Below are 17,001 nucleotides of genomic sequence, written 5' to 3'. Positions count from 1 at the left end.
GCGGCGCGGGTCCGGCGCGGGTCGTCGTGCCGATGCTCGCCGCGGGCACTCGTCGCGGTCGGTGCGTCGGTCGGGGCGCTGGCCGAGGGCCGGTTCTCCACCGATGGGCGGGACTGCGCGGTGGTGACACGGGGTCGGCAATAGACTGGTCCGCATTCCACGAACCGATCGACGGAGCACCATGCCTGACATCACGAGCGAGCAGGTCGCCCACCTGGCGAACCTCGCACGTATCGCACTCACGCCCGACGAGATCGAGAAGCTGACCGGGGAGCTGTCGCACATCGTCGACAGCGTCGCCCGTGTGGCCGAGGTCGCGACAGACGACGTCCCGCTGACGAGCCACCCCGTGCCGCTCGGCAACGTCTTCCGCCCCGACGTGGTCGGCACGACGCTGACCCAGGAGCAGGCGCTCTCCGGGGCGCCCGACTCCGACGGCGAACGGTTCCGTGTGACGGCCATCCTGGGAGAAGAGCAGTGACCGACGACATCACCCGCCTCAGCGCCGCGGCGCTCGCCGACGCCCTCGTGGCGCGCGACGTCTCCAGCGTCGAGGCCACGCAGGCCCACCTCGACCGCATCGCCGCGGTCGACGGCGACGTGCACGCCTTCCTGCACGTCAACCAGAACGCCCTCGCGGTGGCGAAGTCGATCGACTCGCGCCGCTCGGCGGGCGACGACCTCGGCCCCCTCGCCGGCGTGCCGATCGCGGTCAAGGACGTCCTGTGCACGCAGGACATGCCGACCACGTCCGGCTCGAAGATCCTCGAGGGCTGGGTGCCCCCGTACGACGCGACGCCGGTCGCGAAGCTCCGTGCCGCCGGCCTGGTGCCGCTCGGCAAGACGAACATGGACGAGTTCGCGATGGGCTCGACCACCGAGTTCTCGGCGTACGGCCCGACGCACAACCCGTGGGACCTCGACCGGATCCCCGGTGGCTCCGGTGGTGGCTCCGCGGCCGCCGTCGCCGCGCACGAGGCGCCCCTCGCCCTCGGTTCCGACACCGGTGGGTCGATCCGCCAGCCCGGTGCCGTCACGGGCACGGTCGGCGTGAAGCCGACGTACGGCGGGGTCAGCCGCTACGGCTCGATCGCGCTGGCGTCCAGCCTCGACCAGGTCGGTCCGGTGTCCCGCACCGTCCTCGACGCCGCGCTCCTGCACGACGTCATCGGCGGGCACGACCCGCGCGACTCCACCTCGATCCCGGACGCCTGGCCCTCGATGGCCGCGGCGGCCCGCGAAGGCCTGCAGGCGGACACGCTCCGCGGCCTGCGGGTCGGCGTCGTGAAGGAACTCGCCGGCGGCGACGGCTTCCAGGCCGGCGTCACGCAGCGCTTCCAGGAGACGGTGGCCCTGCTCGAGTCGGCCGGTGCGGTCGTCGTCGAGATCGACGCCCCGTCGTTCGCGTACGCCATCAGCGCGTACTACCTGATCCTGCCGGCCGAGGCGTCGTCGAACCTCGCCAAGTTCGACTCGGTGCGCTTCGGGCTCCGCGTCACGCCGGAGAACGGTGCCACCGTCGAGGACGTCATGGCGGCCACGCGCGAGGCCGGCTTCGGCCCGGAGGTCAAGCGCCGCATCATCCTCGGCACGTACGCCCTGAGCGCCGGCTACTACGACGCCTACTACGGCTCGGCGCAGAAGGTCCGCACCCTCGTGCAGCGCGACTTCCAGGCCGCGTTCGAGCAGGTCGACCTGCTCATCAGCCCGTCGGCCCCGACGACGGCGTTCCCGATCGGGGAGCGCATCGACGACCCGCTGGCGATGTACCTCAACGACCTCACGACGATCCCGGCGAACCTGGCCGGCGTCCCCGGCATGAGCATCCCGAACGGCCTCGCGCCCGAGGACTCGCTGCCCGTCGGCGTGCAGCTCATGGCACCCCAGCGCGAGGACGCCCGGCTCTACCGCTACGGCGCCGCCCTCGAGCGGTTGCTCGAACAGCAGTGGGGTCGCCCGCTCATCGACAGCATCCCGGACCTCGACCAGTCTCAGCAGTCCGCTGCGCAGGAAGGTGTGATCTGATGGCGCAGAAGGACGCGCTCATGGACTTCGACGAGGCGCTCGAGCGCTACGAGCCGGTGCTCGGCTTCGAGGTGCACGTCGAACTCGCGACGAAGACGAAGATGTTCTCGGACGCTCCGAACTTCTTCGGTGGCGAGCCGAACACGAACGTCACGCCCGTCGACCTCGGTCTGCCCGGGTCGCTGCCGGTCGTGAACGAGCAGGCCGTGCGCTACTCGATCCAGCTCGGGCTCGCGCTCGGCTGCTCGATCGCCGAGTCGTCGCGGTTCGCCCGGAAGAACTACTTCTACCCGGACAACCCCAAGAACTACCAGGTCTCGCAGTTCGACGAGCCGATCGCCTTCGAGGGCGAGGTCGAGGTCGAACTCGCCGACGGCACGATCTTCAACGTCCCGATCGAGCGCGCCCACATGGAGGAGGACGCCGGCAAGCTCACGCACGTCGGTGGCGCCACCGGTCGCATCCAGGGCGCCGAGTACTCGCTCGTCGACTACAACCGCGCCGGTGTGCCCCTGGTCGAGATCGTCACGAAGCCGATCGTCGGCGCGGAGCACCGCGCCCCCGAGCTCGGTGCCGCGTACGTGCAGGTCATCCGCGACCTCGTCCGTGCGCTCGGTGTCTCCGAGGCCCGCATGGAGCGCGGCAACCTGCGCTGCGACGCGAACATCTCGCTGCGCCCCCGCGGCCAGGAGAAGCTCGGCACCCGCACCGAGACGAAGAACGTCAACTCCTTCCGCGCCGTCGAGCGTGCGATCCGCTACGAGATCCAGCGCCAGGCCGCGATCCTCGCCGCCGGTGGGACGATCACGCAGGAGACCCGGCACTGGCACGAGGACACCGGCCGCACGTCGTCCGGCCGTCCGAAGTCCGACGCCGACGACTACCGCTACTTCCCGGAGCCCGACCTGCTGCCCGTGGTGCCGGACCCCGCCCTCATCGAGGAGCTCCGTGCGTCCCTGCCCGAGGCCCCGGTGGCCCGGCGTCGACGACTCAAGGGCGAGTGGGGCTTCGCGGACCTCGAGTTCCAGGACGTCGTCAACGGCGGGCTGCTCGACGAGGTCGAGGGGACGGTCGCCGCAGGTGCCGCACCGCAGGCCGCGCGCAAGTGGTGGACCGGTGAGATCAGCCGTGTCGCGAACGCGCAGGACGCCGCCCCCGGCGACCTGGTGTCGCCGCAGCACGTCGCCGAGGTCATCGCGCTCGTCGAGTCCGGCGACCTGACCGACCGCCTGGCGCGCCAGGTGCTCGAGGGCGTCATCGCGGGCGAGGGTTCGCCGGCGCAGGTCGTCGAGTCCCGCGGGCTCAAGGTCGTCTCCGACGACTCGGCGCTCACGGCGGCCGTCGACGAGGCCCTGGCCGCCCAGCCCGACGTCCTGCAGAAGATCCGCGACGGCAAGGTGCAGGCCGCCGGCGCGATCATCGGTTCGGTGATGAAGGCCATGAAGGGCCAGGCCGACGCCGCTCGTGTGCGGGAGCTCGTCCTGGAGCGCGCGCAGCAGTCGTAGTCGCCACCGACGACGGACAGGAGGCGCGGTGCCAGCTGGCACCGCGCCTCCCGTGCATCCTGGGGACGCGTCAGCGATGCGGTGACAGGATGAGTCGTGTCCGCAACGATCCGCGCCATCGGTACCGCCGTCCCCGAGACGACCCTCGACCAGCCGCGGGTGCGTGACCTGTTCGCGGCGCAGCCCGGCCTCGGTCGCCTCGGGCAGCGGCTCGTCCCCGCTGCCTTCGACGGCTCGGCGGTCGACCGACGGCACACCGTGCTCGAAGAGCTCGACTCCACGCGCGGCGGCGGTGCCTTCCGCGACGACGACGGGACCCTGCGCTCCCCGACGACCGGCTCACGCAACGACCGGTTCCGCGAGCTCGCGCCGCCGCTGTTCGTCGCCGCCGCACGCGACGCGGTCGACCGCGCGGGCATCGCCCCCTCGTCGGTCACGCACCTGGTGACCGTGTCGTGCACCGGGTTCACGCAGCCCGGCCCGGACATCGACGTCGTCGACCAGCTCGGTCTGCCGGCAGGGGTCTTCCGGCACCACATCGGCTTCATGGGCTGCTGCGCCGCGTTCCCGGCGCTCCGGATCGCCGCGGCCTTCGTCGACCAGGACCCGGACGCCGTCGTGCTCGTCGTCTGCGGCGAGCTCTGCACCCTGCACGTCCGCGCGTCGAACGACCCCGACCAGATCGTCGCGAACAGCGTCTTCGGGGACGGAGCCGCCGCGGCGGTCGTCGCACGCGACGGCGCCGGCCTGCGGTTCGACGCGTTCGCGACGGCCGTGGTGCCGGAGGGCGCGTCGGAGATGGCGTGGAACATCGGCGACGAGGGCTTCGAGATGGTCCTGTCGACGGCCGTCCCGAAGCTCGTCGGCCTGCACGTGCCGCGGGCCGTGGAGTCGCTGCTCGGCGGCGGTGCGGCCTCCGACGTGCCGGTGTGGGCGGTGCACCCCGGCGGCCGCGCCATCCTCGACCGTGCGCAGGAGTCGCTCGGCCTGCCCGACAGTGCGATGGTGTCGAGCCGACGGGTGCTGCGCGACCACGGCAACATGTCGAGCGCCACCGTGCTGTTCGTCCTCCGCGACGCGGTCGACGCGGGCCTGGCCGACGGCGGCGCCGTCGTCGCGCTCGCCTTCGGGCCCGGACTCACCGTGGAGAGCGCACGCCTCACCGCGGTGCGCACCGAGGCGTCGCCCGTGGTCGAACCGGTGCGGGTCCCGATCGCGACCACGGGCACGGCGTGAGTCGTCGAGGCGGGGTCGACCCGGCCCGCTCGGCCGTCGACCTGCGCTCCCGGGCGCTCGACCTGACCGAGCTGATGGACGACCCGGACTGCGACCCGCGCGTCCTCGCGCGCACCTTCCGGCGCTTCGCGCTCGTCAACGCGCTGGTGAGCGGCTGGCGTTCGGCGTGGAGGACCCACATCGTGCCGGCGCTGCCGGTGGACGGCCGTGCTCGGGTCCTCGACCTCGGCTGCGGCGGGGGCGACCTGGCGCGCGCTGTCGTGCGGTGGGCGGCGAGCGACGGCTTCGACGTCGAGGTCGTCGGGGTCGACCCGGACCCGCGGGCGATCGACGCGGCCAGTCGACGGACGCCGCGCGGGGTCACCTTCCGGCAGCAGTCGAGCGGCGAGCTGGTGGCAGCGGGGGAGCGGTTCGACGTCGTGGTGTCGAACCACGTGCTGCACCACCTGGGCGACGACGAGCGGGCCGGGTTCCTCGCCGACTCCGCGGCACTCGCGACGAGCCGCAGCGTGCACTCGGACATCCGCCGGTCGCGTGCGGCGTACGGGGCCTACGCGCTGGCGTCGCCGCTGGTGTCGGCCGGCACCTTCGTGCGGGTCGACGGCCTGCGGTCGATCCGCCGGTCCTTCACCCTGGCCGAGCTCCGGGACGCACTGCCCGGCGGGTGGCGGGCCGAACGGGTGGCGCCGCACCGGGTGCTGGCCGTCCGCGACGCCTGAGGGGCACGGGCACTCCGACAGCCGGGACCGGTGGCGGGGGTCCCGCAGCGCGTGGCACCCCCGCGCGGCGCGGCGTGCGGGGGTGCCGACCGCGCCGTGCCGCGCGGGCCAGCGGCCAGCGGATCAGCGGCCAGCGGATCAGCGGATCAGCGGATCAGCGGGCAGCGGATCAGCGGATCAGCGGGCAGCGGATCAGCGGATCAGCGGATCAGCGGATCAGCGTGGTCGTGCTCGCGAAGGCGCGGGAGCGCACGGCCTCGCGGTACCGCTCGAGCGCGGCGTCGTCGGCGCCGACCGACTCCAGCGCCGCCAACCCCGCGCCGAGCACCGGGGGATCGGTCACCCAGGTCGGCACCGCTCCCGGCACCCGGGCAGCGAGCCCGCCGACGACACCGTCGACGAGCAAGGGGTGCCGCGCCGCGAGCACGCCGCCGCCGAGCACCACGGGTACCGACTCGGTCGCCGAACCAGCGAGGCCCAACCGCTCGAGTGCGACCGCGGCGAGCAGGACGATCTCCTCCGCCTGGCGCTCCACGACGCTCCGGGCCACCACGTCACCGGCTCCGGCCACGTCGAACAGCACCGGGCAGAGCCGGTTGAACACGCGCTGGTCGAGGCGTCCGAAGTGGATGGCCTCGGTGACCTCGCGGACGCTGCGGAGGCCGACCGCCGCCGGCACCGCGTCGACCAGCGCCGTCGCAGGTCCGCGGCCGTCGTCGGCCCGCGCCGCGTGCCAGAGCGCCCGGTTGCCGAGCCACGCGCCGCCGCCCCAGTCACCGGAGACGTCGCCGATGGCGGGGAACCGTGCGGTCGTGCCGTCGGCACGCACGGCGAGGGCGTTGATCCCGGTGCCGCACACCACGGCCGCTGCGTCGGGGGACAGGGTGCCGGCCCGCAGCAGCGCGAACAGGTCGTTGTCGAGCACGTGCGGCTCGCCGCCGTCCTCGGCCCAGTGCGCGAGGGCCGCGGTCGCCGCGACGAGCTCGTCGTGCAGGTCGAGCCCGGCCAGGTACACGTGCGTGGTGCGGATGCGCCGGTCGCCCAGCTCACCCACCACCCGTGCACGGACGTCGTCGAGGATCGGGCCGGCGAGGTCCCACCCCCGGGTCTGCGGGTTCGACCCTGGACCGCGCGCGTGCCCCACGATGGTCCCGTCGAGCGCGATCGCGACGACGTCGGTCTTGCTCCCGCCACCGTCGACGGCGAGCACGACGTCGGTCGCGTCCGGTGGGGCCGGAGCGGGCGGACGGGAGGCTCGCGCCGGGCCCGCCTCGCCGGTCCGGCTCAGCCCGCCCACGGCACGTGCTCCGATCGCGCCCACGGGATGTGGTCCGCGTTCGCGGCCAGGAGCAGGTCGGTGAGCTGCTCTGCCTTGTCGACCTGTCCCACGAGCGGGTGCGCCCACATCGCGCGGAGCACCCGGTCGCGGCCGCCGTGCACCGCGGCGTCGAGCGCGAGCCGCTCGTACCCGGCGACGTGGGCCACCAGGCCCGCCATGTCCGGGTCGAGCGGGGACACCGGCAGCGGGGTGATCGCCTGACGCGTGACCCGGGCCGGCACCTCGATCACGTGGTCGTCCGGCAGGAACGGGAACGTGCCGTCGTTCCGGACGTTGAGCACCTGCACGTCGCCGCGGTCGCCGAGGATCGAGGACAGCACGTCGATCGCCGCCTCGGAGTAGTACGCACCGCCCCGCTGCTCGAGCTCGGCGGGCTTCGTCACGACGGACTCGTCGGCGTACTTCGCGAGCAGGGCCCGCTCGGTCTCCATCACCGCTTCGGCCCGGGTGGGGGCGTGCAGTTGCTCCTCGAGCACGACGTCGTGGCTGTAGAAGTAGCGCAGGTAGTACGAGGGCACGGCGTGCTGCATTCGGATGAGGTCGGCGGGCATGTGCACGCTCTCCGCCATCCGGTCGAGGGCACCGGTGTCGGCAGCGAGCAGCTCGGACAGGACGTCGCGCTCGCCGGAGCCGTCCGTCACGTGGACGCCGCGCTCCCACGTCAGGTGGTTGAGACCGACGTGGTCGAGCCGGACGGCCGACGGAGCGACGTCGAACTCCTTCGCGAAGCGCCGCTGGAACCCGATCGCGACGTTGCAGAGGCCGACGGCGCGGTGCCCGGCTTCGAGCAGGGCGCGGGTGACGATGCCGACGGGGTTGGTGAAGTCGACGATCCAGGCGTCCGGCTTCGCGTGCTCGCGGACGAGCTCGGCGTACTCCAGGACCACGGGCACGGTGCGGAGCGCCTTCGCGAACCCGCCGGGACCGGTGGTCTCCTGCCCGATGCAGCAGGCCTCGTGCGGCCAGGTCTCGTCCTGGTGCCGGGCGGCCTGCCCGCCGATCCGGAGCTGGAACATGACGGCGTCGGCGTCCGAGACCCCGGCGACGACGTCGTCCGTGACGTGGATCGTGCCGGGGTGGCCGGTGTGGGCGAACATCCGCCTCGCGACACCGCCGACGAGTTCGCGGCGGACGGGGTCGGGGTCGACGAGCCAGAGCTCGTCGATGGGGAGCTGGTCGCGGAGCCGGGCGAAGCCGTCCACGAGTTCGGGGGTGTAGGTGGATCCGCCACCGATGACTGCGAGTTTCACTGTGGTGCTATCCCTTCACGCCGGTGAGCGCGATGCCCTCGACGAATGCCTTCTGTGCGAAGAAGAAGATGATGACGACGGGGACCATGACGACGACGGTCATCGCCATCGTCATCGACCAGTCGGTGCCGTGCTGCCCGCGGAACGTCGCGAGCCCGTACGCCACCGGCCAGGCGGCCTGGTTCTCGGACGCGTACAGGAGCGGGCCGTAGTAGTCGTTCCACGAGTGGAAGAACATGAAGATCGCCGCCGACGCGATGCCCGGGCGGGCCATCGGGACGACCACGCGCCAGAGCACGCCCCACTCGCTGCAGCCGTCCATGCGGGCGGCGTCGCCGTACTCCTTCGGGATGGTCATGAAGAACTGGCGGAGCAGGAAGATGCTGAACGCGTCGCCGAGCAGGTTCGGCAGGATGAGCGGCCACAGGGTGCCGGTCAGGTGCAGGTGCGACCACATCACGTAGACCGGCACCGCGGTGACCTGCGGGGGCAGGAGCATCGCGACGATGATCACCGTGAAGATGAGGTTCGCGCCCCGGAACTTGATCTGGGCGAGCGCGTAGGCCGCCGGCACCGAGCTGACGAGCATGAACGCGGTGGCGAGCACGGCGTACATCGACGAGTTGCCGAACCACTGCGCGAGCGGCAGTTCGGTGAACACCCGCGCGTAGTTCGAGAAGTCGAGCGGCCGGGGAACGATCGACGCCGTGAGTGCCTGGTTGCTCGACATGAGCGAGGTCAGGACCACGAACACGATCGGGGCGATGGTCAGCACGCCGAGGGCCACCAGCGCGGCGTGTTCGGCGATCCAGACCAGCAGGCTGCGGCGCGGACCGCGGGCGGAGCCGGACGCCGCACCGCGGGGAGCCCGGGCGAGCGGGGACTGGGACACGGCGGTCATCAGGACTCCTCGGGTCGGAAGACGGAGATGCGGCGCATCGTGAGGACGAGCACCACCGCGGTGATCACGAACAGGACCACGGCCATGGCGGACGCGTAGCCGAACTGGAAGTTCGCGAACCCGTGCTGGTAGAGCAGCTCGGTGTACGTGAGCAGCGACGTGCCCGGGTAGCCGAGCTGGGCGGCGGTCCCGCCACCGATCGTCGCCTTGCCGGACGCGACCCCGGACGCCACCGCGGCCTCGGTGAAGTACTGCAGGGCCGCGATCACCCCCGTCACCGCGGCGAAGCCGATCACCGGGGCGATCGTCGGCAGCGTGATGTGCCGGACCCGCTGGACGCCGTTCGCACCGTCGAGCGACGCGGCCTCGTACAGGTCGCGCGGCACGTCGAGCAGGGACGCCAGGAAGATGATCATGATGTCGCCCATCACCCAGACGCCCAGGATGACGAGCGACGGCTTCGACCAGGCCGGGTCGTTGAACCACAGCGGCCCGTCGACGCCGAAGACGCGGAGGATCTGGTTCACCGGCCCGGTGCCCGGGTTGAAGAGGAACACGAACGCCACGACGCTCGCGACCGGCGGCACCAGCGCGGGCAGGTAGAAGAGCGTCCGCCAGAAGCCCGTGGCGGTGCGGGCACGTGACAGCAGCCCGGCCACCAGGAGTCCGCACACGATCCGGACGGGCACCAGGATGACGACGAACCACAGCGTGTTGACGACCGCGGGGCCGATCTGCGGGTCCTGCGTGAACAGGAACCGGTAGTTCAGCAGCCCGACGAACTCGGGTTCCTGCAGCTGGTTGTAGCGCGTGAACGAGTAGAAGATCGACGCGACGAGCGGGTAGGCGAAGAAGACCACCAGGCCCGCCAGGGCCGGCGCGAGCATCGTCAGCGCGACCAGGCGGCGCCGGGACTCCGCGGAGCGGGGACGACGTCGCGGAGCGGTCGGGGGCACCGGACCGGACCCCGTCGGGTCCGTGGGCCGAGCGGCGCGGGCGAGCCGAGCCTCCTGGCCGGTCGTCTTGGTGGTGACGCTCATCACGGACCAGCCAGCTGGTTGGCGTTGTCGATGTCCGAGTCGAGCTTCTGCAGCTGGGCGTCGAGGTCGCCGCCCTTCTGCTGGTACGCCTGCCAGAACTTCGTGAAGGTGCCGATGTACGCGGCGCCGTCGGCGGTGCCGGGCGAGGTCATGGTGTCCTTGTTGCCCGCGACGTCGACGAAGGTCTTGTAGTTCTCGTCGACCTCGAGGTCGGGGGACTCCAGCGCCGAGGTGAGCGTCGGGATGTTCTTCAGCCCGTTGCCCAGCGTGACCTGCGCGTCGGTGTCCGTCGACAGGTACTTCAGGAGTGCCCAGGACAGCTCGGGGTTCTTGGAGCCCTTCGCGATGCCCGCCACGTTGCCCGCGATGTACGTCGAGCCGTAGTTGCCGAGCCCGTCCATCACCGGGGTCGGCGCGGTGCCGTAGTCGAGGTCCGGCTTCTGGTCCTTGATGAAGGCCGTGCGGTACTCGCCGTCGATCTGCATCGCGACCTGGCCGGTCTGGAACGCGTTGTCGGCCGCGAACTCCTGCCCGAGGCCGGACGTGAAGGCCTTGAGCTTGTCGTACCCGATCTCGTCGACGAAGCCCTTCTGCCAGGTGATGAGCCGCTTCCAGGCGTCGGACGTGCCGATCACGCTGTTGCCGTCCTCGTCCAACCACGAGCCGTCGACCATCGGCGCCCAGTGCTCGGGCGAGTTCTCGTAGAAGTCGATGAGCGGGTTGAAGCCGAGCTGCTTGATCGAGCCGTCGGCGTTGTACGTCGTGAGCTTCAGGGCGTCGGTCTTGAGCTCGTCGAGCGTCTTCGGTGGGGAGTCGATCCCGGCCTTCTCGAGCAGCGGCTTGTTGTACATCAGCGCACTGACGTCGGCGAGGGCCGGCAGCGTGCACCGGGTGCCCTTGTACTGCGTGTACGACTGCACGGCCTTCGGGATGTCCGACAGGTCGACCTCGTCGCGCTCGATGTAGGGGGAGAGGTCACGGAAGGCACCCGAGGAGCAGAAGCTGCCCACGATGGCGGTCGAGTACGACAGGCCCACGTCGATGTTCTGGCCGGACGAGATCGCCTTCTGCAGCTTCTCGTCGTCCTGGCCGGCGTGGATGTCGACGGTGACGTCGGGGTTGGCCTTCTCGAAGCCCTCGACGGCGGTCTTCACCACGCCGGCTTCGCGGCCGGTGAAGAAGTGCCACAGGGACACGGTGCCCTTGAGCTCCTTCGGGGCGCTCTCGTCGATGCTCTCGGCGCTCGAACCCGAGCTGCAGCCGGCGACGACGAGGGCGCCGGCCGCAGCGACGGCGACGGCGGCGACGATCCGCCGGGACTTCGGACTGGGGAGTGACATGCGGGACTCGCTCTCTGATCTCGCTCCGCCGCTCCGCGGTCGCGGCCGGTGCCCGGTGCCGAGCGGTGCCCGTTGCCGGGTGCTGCTCGTTGCCGGGCGCCGTCCGTTTCCGGGCGCGACGAAGAGCCCTGTGACAGGGCTGGGTGATGGTGCCTCGAGTGGTGCGGGTGGAACGGTTCAGGGGCGCTCGACGGGGTCCGGCGTCGGGGCATCGTCACTGATGCGCTCGAGTCGGTCCGCGAGCGCGGTGCGGACGACGTCGATGAGGACGTGTCTGGCACCGTGCAGGACGGGGGTGTCGGGGACGCCGGGCGCGACCACGGCGGTGGACCAGCGCGAGCGGGTCCGGAGCCATGCGGTCACGGCGGCGGCCAGGGCGGGGCCACCAGCGATCCCGGTCGGACCGTGCAGGACGACCGTCTCGGGATCGGCGACGGCGAGGGCGGGGAGCACGTTGTGCCCGACGCGCTCGCCGAGGGCGACGGTGAAGGGGTGCTGCTCGGGCAGGCCGGGCAGCTGCGGGAGCACCTGGCGCCAGTCGGCGGCGGTGCCGTCCGGTGCCGTGATCCCGTGCTCGGCGGCCAGGGCGATGACGGCGGACTCGGAGATGAGGTCCGCGACGATCGTGGCCGTCGGGTCGATGGAGCGTGCGTCGGCGGGCACGCTGAGGTAGCCGATCTCACCCGCGGCGCCGGAGGCGCCGGTGTGCAGGTGGCCGTGCAGGTCGAGGGCCATGCCGAGGCCCTCGGCCATCCAGAAGAGGGCGAACGACCCGGGCGCCCGACCGGCCCCCATGTTGCGTTCGGCGATGGCGGCGAGGTTGGCGTCGTTCTCGACGACGACGTGGACGCCGAGCTCGGCGGACAGGGTCGCGCTCACCTGCTCACGGGGCCATCCGGGCAGGCCGTCGGTGAAGATGAGGGTGTCGGTCGCGTGGTCGACACTCGCCTGCACGCCCACCGCGACGGCGGTGACGAGTTCGGGGTCCACGCCGGCCGCAGCGGCCGCGCGGGAGATCGCCGCGGCGACGATGTCCGACCCGGGGGAACGGACCTCGGCGTCGGACATGCGGTGGGTGGCGACCGGGAACGTGCGGCCGGCGGCGTCCACCACGGTCGACCGGACGTCGACGAGCTGCACGTCGACCGCCACCCCGAGGTCACGGTCGGTGATGGCTTCGTACACGACGGCGCTCGGACCCCGACGCCCGGTCTGGGTGTCGGTGCCCGCCGGGCGGATGAGGTCGGCCGACTCGAGCCGGCGGATGATCTCGGCGGCGGTCGGCTTGCTGAGGCCGGTGCGTTGCGCGATCTCGTTGCGCGTCGACGGACCGCCGTCGAGCAGCAGTTCGAGGGCCGCCCGGTCGTTCAGCACACGGAGCAGGCCGGGTTGGCCGGGGGTGCGTCCTCGTGTGGTCATGTCGAGGACTGTAACGGACAACGTTGTTTACTGAAAGGTTTGTTTACCGATCGGTAACACGCGTTCTGCTCCGCGAAACGTACGAGCTCCGGACCCGGCCCGCCGACGGACAGGAGGCCCGTGGCGGCATCGCCACGGGCCTCCCGTCCGGCCGGACGTGCGTCTCGGCGCGCGCCGCTACGGGCGCAGCAGCACCTTGATCGCGCGGCGCTCGTCCATCGCGGCGTAGGCCTCGGCGGCGTCGTCGAGCGGCAGCTCGAGGTCGAACACCTTGCCGGGCTCGATGCGACGCGCGAGCACGTCCTCGAGCAGCTCCGGGATGTACGCGCGGGCCGGGGCCATGCCGCCGCCCACCGTGATGTTCTTCGCGAACAGGAACGGCATCGGCAGCTCCGGGTCACCAGCCGGCACGCCGACGTACCCGACGTTGCCGCCGGGACGGACGACCCGCAGGGCCTGGTCCATGCTCTCCGCGGTGCCGACGGCCTCGAGGGCGCAGTCGGCCAGGTCGCCGCCGAGCAGGTCCCGGACGGCCTGCACGCCCTCGTCGCCGCGGGTCTCGACGACGTCGGTCGCGCCGAACTCGCGCGCGAGCGCCTGCCGGTCGGCGTGCCGGCTCATCGCGATGATGCGCTCGGCACCGAGGCGCTTCGCCGCGAGCACGGCGGACAGCCCGACGGCGCCGTCGCCGACGACCACGACGGTCTTGCCAGGGCCGACCTCGGCGGAGACGGCGGCGTGGTGGCCGGTCGAGAACACGTCGGACAGGGTCAGCAGCGAGGGGACGAGGTCGTCGTCCACCGGGCCCGGCACCCGCACGAGCGTCGCGGCGGCGTCCGGCACGCGCACGAACTCCGCCTGGGCGCCGCCGAGCGGCTCGCCGTAGGCGTCCGGCGTGACACCGAAGGTGGAGCCGTGGTCGCACCCGCTCGTCATGCCGTGCGCACACGCCTGGCACGTGCCGTCGTTCGTGGTGAACGGCGCGATGACGAAGTCGCCCGCTGCCAGGTCGCTGACCTCGGCACCGACGGACTCGACGACTCCGACGAACTCGTGGCCGATGGCCCGGGGCTCCTTCGTGTCGCGGACACCGCGGTAGGGCCAGAGGTCGGAGCCGCAGACGCAGGCCGCGACGACCCGGACGACGGCGTCGCCGGGGAGCCGGATGCCGGGCTGGTCGCGCTCCTCGACGCGGATGTCGCGGGGGGCGTGGATGACTGCTGCGCGCACGGACGTGCCTTCCGTCGGGGGATGCTGGGATCGGCCGGTCGTCCTCGTCCGGGGCCGCATCGACAGTACTCTCGTGCGGGTGGACGAGGACCGGTACGGCAGTGACGTGCTCTCGGGCGACTGGCGCTCGAAGGGCGTGAAGAAGGTGCGGCAGGTGCCGCTCGAACGGGACATGGTGCTCGAGGACCCCGACTCCGGCTGGGCCGGCGCGGTCGTCGGGCTCGAGGCGGGCAACGTCGCCCTCGAGGACTGGAAGGGCCGCACCCGCTCCTTCCCCTTCACCGGGCAGTTCCTGCTCGAGGGCGAGCTCGTCACGCTCGGCCGCCCGCAGGCGCCGGTCGGCCGGTCTGCCGCAGCCGCTGCCGGCGCACCGGGTTCGCCGGGTTCCGTCCACGCGGACTGGAGGCCCGGGGCCGCGCCCGCCGTGCGGCAGGCGTCCGACGGCGGTCGCCTCCGCACCGCGTCCGGATCGTTCGCGGTGGAGTCGCAGCGAGCTCGGGTGGCCCTGCCCTCCCGCATCATGGTCGAGGGCAAGCACGACGCCGAGCTCGTCGAGAAGGTCTGGGGCGCCGACCTCCGCGTCGAGGGCGTCGTGGTCGAGGAGCTCTCCGGCGTCGACAACCTCGCCGACGTGCTGGACGACTTCCGCCCGACGCGAGACCGTCGCGTCGGCGTGCTCGTCGACCACCTGGTGCCCGGGTCGAAGGAGTCCCGGTTCGCCGACGCGGTGATGCGCGGCAAGTGGGGCGCGCACGTGCTCGTCGTCGGGCACCCGTTCGTCGACGTCTGGCAGTCGGTCAAGCCGGCCCGCGTCGGGCTGCGGGAGTGGCCGACGATCCCACGCTCGATCGAGTGGAAGGCCGGCATCTGCCAGGCGCTCGGGTGGCCGCACGCCGAACAGGCCGACATCGCCCGGGCGTGGCAGCGGATCCTCGGGCAGGTGCGCACCTTCGCCGACCTCGAGCCCCAGCTACTCGGCCGCGTCGAGGAGCTCATCGACTTCGTCACCGAACCGCAGGGCTGACACCCGGCCCCGTCGGCGCGGCGGGCCGGGCGCTCGTGGCGATCCGTGCCTCCCGTCCTTCCCGCGCTCTGCGCGAGCGGGCGGATCCGCTGGGTGCGGGGGTCGCGTGTGTGAGTGTTTGTGCCCGCTCGCGTGAGCGGGCGTTTTCAGTGGGTGTGGGGCCGTGCGTGTGTGCGTTTCTGCCCGTTCGCGTGAGCGGGCGTTTTCGGTGGGTGTGGGGGCCGTGCATGTGGGCGGTTCTGCCCGCTCGGCGAGCGGGCGGGTCGGGACGTCTCCGCCCCAGCGGTGAGCGGGCGGATGCGGTGGGTGTGAGGGCCGCGCGTGTGGTCGTTTCCGCCCGTTCGCGTGAGCGGGCGGTACGGGCTGGGGCGGGAGCCGCACGGGTGGGGATGTTTCCGCCTCAGCGGTGAGCGGGCCTTTTCGGTGGGTGTGAGGGTCGTGCGTGTGGTCGTTTCCGCCCGTTCGCGTGAGTGGGCGGATCCGGTGGGTACGGGAGTCCCGCGGGTGGGCGGTTCTGCCCGCTCGGCGAGCGGGCGGCATGGGCGGGTACGCCGCCGTGCGTAGGGCGGTACTGCCCGCTCGCGTGAGCGGGCGGATCCGGTGGGCGCGCGGCGCGGACAGGGGACCATTTCGCCCGTTCGCGGGAACGGGCTCGGGCGGTGGGCGTGCGGGGCGTGCGGGGTGGCGTTCGCGCCCGTTCGGGTGAGCGGGCGGATCCGGTGGGTGTGGAGGCGGCGGAGGGGACGATTCCGCCCGCTCGTGCGGGATGGCGGGGCGCGATCGGTGGCCGTGCTCCGTATCGTTGAGGGATGGACGGCATCGACGGACGCGTGCGCGGCGCGGTCGACGTCTGGCTGCGCTGGCTGCCGCGGTGGCAGATCGGCACCGCCCGGCCGCGGACCCGCATCTGCCGGAAGTGCACCGGGTCGCCGATCGCGAGTGCTGCGGGCTTCGGCCCCGACGTCCCGCACGCCGTCCAGCACGCCCTGATCGGTCGGATCTCGACGATCATCGAGGACGCCGTCGACGACTACACGGCGAAGAACCTGCCGCTGCTGCAGCGCGAACTGGAACGGGCGGCGGCGCGGAAGCGGCACGCCGGGTACCAGCCGGCCGAGGGGCTCTCGCCGGAGTTCCAGGGGCTCGACGTCGACCCCGAGCCGTCGCCGGGCGAACCGTTCCTGTTCACCCTCGACGAGCTGACCGGCACCGGGGCCGCCGAGCAGACGCCGCGCGAGCCGCTGTCCGACGAGGCGAAGGCGGCGCTCCGGCACGAGATCGGGCTGTCCGACGAGTGTGCTCGGTCGACCGGTACGGCGGTGTGCCTGGCGCTCATCGACCACCGTCCGCGGATCGCCGAGGCGGTCGAACGGCTGGTCGAGCCGCAGATCGAGGCGCTGGTGTCGGACATGTTCCGCGGCTTCGACGGCCCGGACGACGGCGCGCGATCCGGGCTCTTCTGACCCGGCCGCTCGGGGGTCACCGCCCGGCGGTCGTTCCCTGACGGGCGGAGCGGCGTTCCCGTGTGCGGAGGACGAGACGGGCGATCGCACGCCACCCGAGCAGGAAGACCCCGAGCACGATCGTCGCGACGATGACGAACGAGACCGGCAGTGGGTCGCCGTCGACGTCGCCCTGACCGGTCCAGACGCGGATCGCCAGCCCCACGGCGACGGTCAGCAGCCACACCAGGACGCCCGTCGGCCAGAGGCGCAGCGGTCGCTTCCACCCCGCCGTGGCGACGAAGCCGACCACCCAGCCGGCCAGGAACGGGTACGCCGTCGTCCAGAGGGCGCCCGCGGTGTTCGCCTCGCCGTGCGAGGACCGGCCGATGAGTGCGAACAGGACGATCAGGACGATGTCGACGACGGCTGCGAGCCATCCCCAGGTGCGTGCGGTCACCCGTCCATCATCGCAGCCGCCCGTTCACGGTCCGGTCACGCGGTGTTCGTCGAGATCGGCGACGATGCGGC

15 protein-coding genes are annotated in these 17,001 nt (G+C 72.4%); 7 read left to right on the top strand and 8 right to left on the bottom strand.

Annotation, left to right across the window (positions count from 1 at the left end; genetic code table 11):
• Positions 1–181: 181 nt before the first annotated feature.
• The 5 genes from gatC (at position 182) to BIU94_RS16235 (ending at position 5,485) form a co-directional block, all read left to right on the top strand.
• Positions 182–481: an Asp-tRNA(Asn)/Glu-tRNA(Gln) amidotransferase subunit GatC gene (gene gatC, locus BIU94_RS16255; protein WP_071263282.1), complete on the top strand. Its 300-nt coding sequence runs from the start codon at positions 182–184 to the stop codon at positions 479–481.
• Positions 478–2,025, top strand: coding sequence for an Asp-tRNA(Asn)/Glu-tRNA(Gln) amidotransferase subunit GatA (gene gatA, locus BIU94_RS16250; protein ID WP_071263280.1), 1,548 nt, complete (start codon positions 478–480; stop codon positions 2,023–2,025). Before gatC ends, gatA begins: the two co-directional genes overlap by 4 nt.
• Positions 2,025–3,530, top strand: coding sequence for an Asp-tRNA(Asn)/Glu-tRNA(Gln) amidotransferase subunit GatB (gene gatB, locus BIU94_RS16245; protein ID WP_071263276.1), 1,506 nt, complete (start codon positions 2,025–2,027; stop codon positions 3,528–3,530). The genes gatA and gatB overlap by 1 nt, the downstream gene beginning before the upstream one ends.
• A 96-nt stretch (positions 3,531–3,626) precedes the next feature.
• On the top strand, positions 3,627–4,766 hold the full coding sequence (locus BIU94_RS16240; RefSeq protein ID WP_071263274.1) for a type III polyketide synthase: 1,140 nt from the start codon (positions 3,627–3,629) through the stop codon (positions 4,764–4,766).
• Positions 4,763–5,485 (top strand): methyltransferase domain-containing protein, encoded by a 723-nt coding sequence (locus BIU94_RS16235; protein WP_302846888.1) that lies wholly within the window; start codon positions 4,763–4,765, stop codon positions 5,483–5,485. Before BIU94_RS16240 ends, BIU94_RS16235 begins: the two co-directional genes overlap by 4 nt.
• Positions 5,486–5,693: 208 nt before the next feature.
• Here BIU94_RS16235 and BIU94_RS16230 read toward each other — a convergent pair whose 3' ends face one another.
• From BIU94_RS16230 to BIU94_RS16200, 7 genes are all read right to left on the bottom strand, one after another.
• Entirely contained in the window at positions 5,694–6,695 is a 1,002-nt protein-coding gene (locus BIU94_RS16230; protein WP_071263594.1) for an N-acetylglucosamine kinase, read from the bottom strand.
• A 74-nt stretch (positions 6,696–6,769) separates the two neighbouring features.
• Positions 6,770–8,074 carry a 6-phospho-beta-glucosidase gene (locus BIU94_RS16225; RefSeq protein WP_071263272.1) on the bottom strand — a complete coding sequence of 435 codons (1,305 nt, stop codon included), beginning with the start codon at positions 8,072–8,074 and terminating at the stop codon, positions 6,770–6,772.
• Positions 8,075–8,081: 7 nt separating this feature from the next.
• The gene (locus BIU94_RS16220) at positions 8,082–8,975 is read right to left on the bottom strand and encodes a carbohydrate ABC transporter permease (protein ID WP_071263270.1); all 894 of its coding nucleotides are present in this window, start codon (positions 8,973–8,975) and stop codon (positions 8,082–8,084) included.
• Positions 8,975–10,015: a carbohydrate ABC transporter permease gene (locus BIU94_RS16215; protein WP_217639517.1), complete on the bottom strand. Its 1,041-nt coding sequence runs from the start codon at positions 10,013–10,015 to the stop codon at positions 8,975–8,977. The genes BIU94_RS16220 and BIU94_RS16215 overlap by 1 nt, the downstream gene beginning before the upstream one ends.
• Entirely contained in the window at positions 10,015–11,355 is a 1,341-nt protein-coding gene (locus BIU94_RS16210; RefSeq protein WP_071263268.1) for an extracellular solute-binding protein, read from the bottom strand. The genes BIU94_RS16215 and BIU94_RS16210 overlap by 1 nt, the downstream gene beginning before the upstream one ends.
• A 177-nt stretch (positions 11,356–11,532) precedes the next feature.
• Positions 11,533–12,774, bottom strand: a complete 1,242-nt coding sequence (locus BIU94_RS16205; RefSeq protein ID WP_071263266.1) for an ROK family transcriptional regulator — start codon at positions 12,772–12,774, stop codon at positions 11,533–11,535.
• A 177-nt stretch (positions 12,775–12,951) separates the two neighbouring features.
• Positions 12,952–14,004, bottom strand: a complete 1,053-nt coding sequence (locus BIU94_RS16200) for a zinc-binding dehydrogenase (protein WP_071263264.1) — start codon at positions 14,002–14,004, stop codon at positions 12,952–12,954.
• Between the two features lie 79 nt (positions 14,005–14,083).
• Between BIU94_RS16200 and BIU94_RS16195 the strand changes: the two genes are divergently transcribed.
• Together BIU94_RS16195 and BIU94_RS16190 are read left to right on the top strand one after the other, a co-directional pair.
• Complete coding sequence (locus BIU94_RS16195; RefSeq protein WP_071263260.1) at positions 14,084–15,028, top strand: DUF3097 domain-containing protein; 945 nt, start codon at positions 14,084–14,086, stop codon at positions 15,026–15,028.
• An 809-nt stretch (positions 15,029–15,837) separates the two neighbouring features.
• Positions 15,838–16,491, top strand: a complete 654-nt coding sequence (locus BIU94_RS16190; RefSeq protein WP_071263258.1) for a spermidine/putrescine ABC transporter substrate-binding protein — start codon at positions 15,838–15,840, stop codon at positions 16,489–16,491.
• A 16-nt stretch (positions 16,492–16,507) separates the two neighbouring features.
• Here the strand turns inward: BIU94_RS16190 and BIU94_RS16185 are convergent, their stop codons facing one another.
• Complete coding sequence (locus BIU94_RS16185; protein WP_071263256.1) at positions 16,508–16,930, bottom strand: DUF3054 domain-containing protein; 423 nt, start codon at positions 16,928–16,930, stop codon at positions 16,508–16,510.
• Positions 16,931–17,001 lie beyond the last annotated feature (71 nt).

Source organism: Curtobacterium sp. MMLR14_006 (assembly GCF_001864985.1).
GTDB lineage: Bacteria > Actinomycetota > Actinomycetes > Actinomycetales > Microbacteriaceae > Curtobacterium.
The sequence above is the reverse complement of the archived record's forward strand: the minus strand, read 5'-3'. Positions and strand labels throughout refer to the sequence as shown.

Coding starts and splice junctions, on each gene's coding strand:
- gatC (WP_071263282.1), top strand. CDS start 182: ATGCCTGACATCACGAGCGAGCAGGTCGCCCACCTGGCGAACCTCGCA.
- gatB (WP_071263276.1), top strand. CDS start 2,025: ATGGCGCAGAAGGACGCGCTCATGGACTTCGACGAGGCGCTCGAGCGC.
- BIU94_RS16220 (WP_071263270.1), bottom strand. CDS start 8,975: ATGACCGCCGTGTCCCAGTCCCCGCTCGCCCGGGCTCCCCGCGGTGCG.
- BIU94_RS16215 (WP_217639517.1), bottom strand. CDS start 10,015: ATGAGCGTCACCACCAAGACGACCGGCCAGGAGGCTCGGCTCGCCCGC.
- BIU94_RS16210 (WP_071263268.1), bottom strand. CDS start 11,355: ATGTCACTCCCCAGTCCGAAGTCCCGGCGGATCGTCGCCGCCGTCGCC.
- BIU94_RS16205 (WP_071263266.1), bottom strand. CDS start 12,774: ATGACCACACGAGGACGCACCCCCGGCCAACCCGGCCTGCTCCGTGTG.
- BIU94_RS16190 (WP_071263258.1), top strand. CDS start 15,838: ATGGACGGCATCGACGGACGCGTGCGCGGCGCGGTCGACGTCTGGCTG.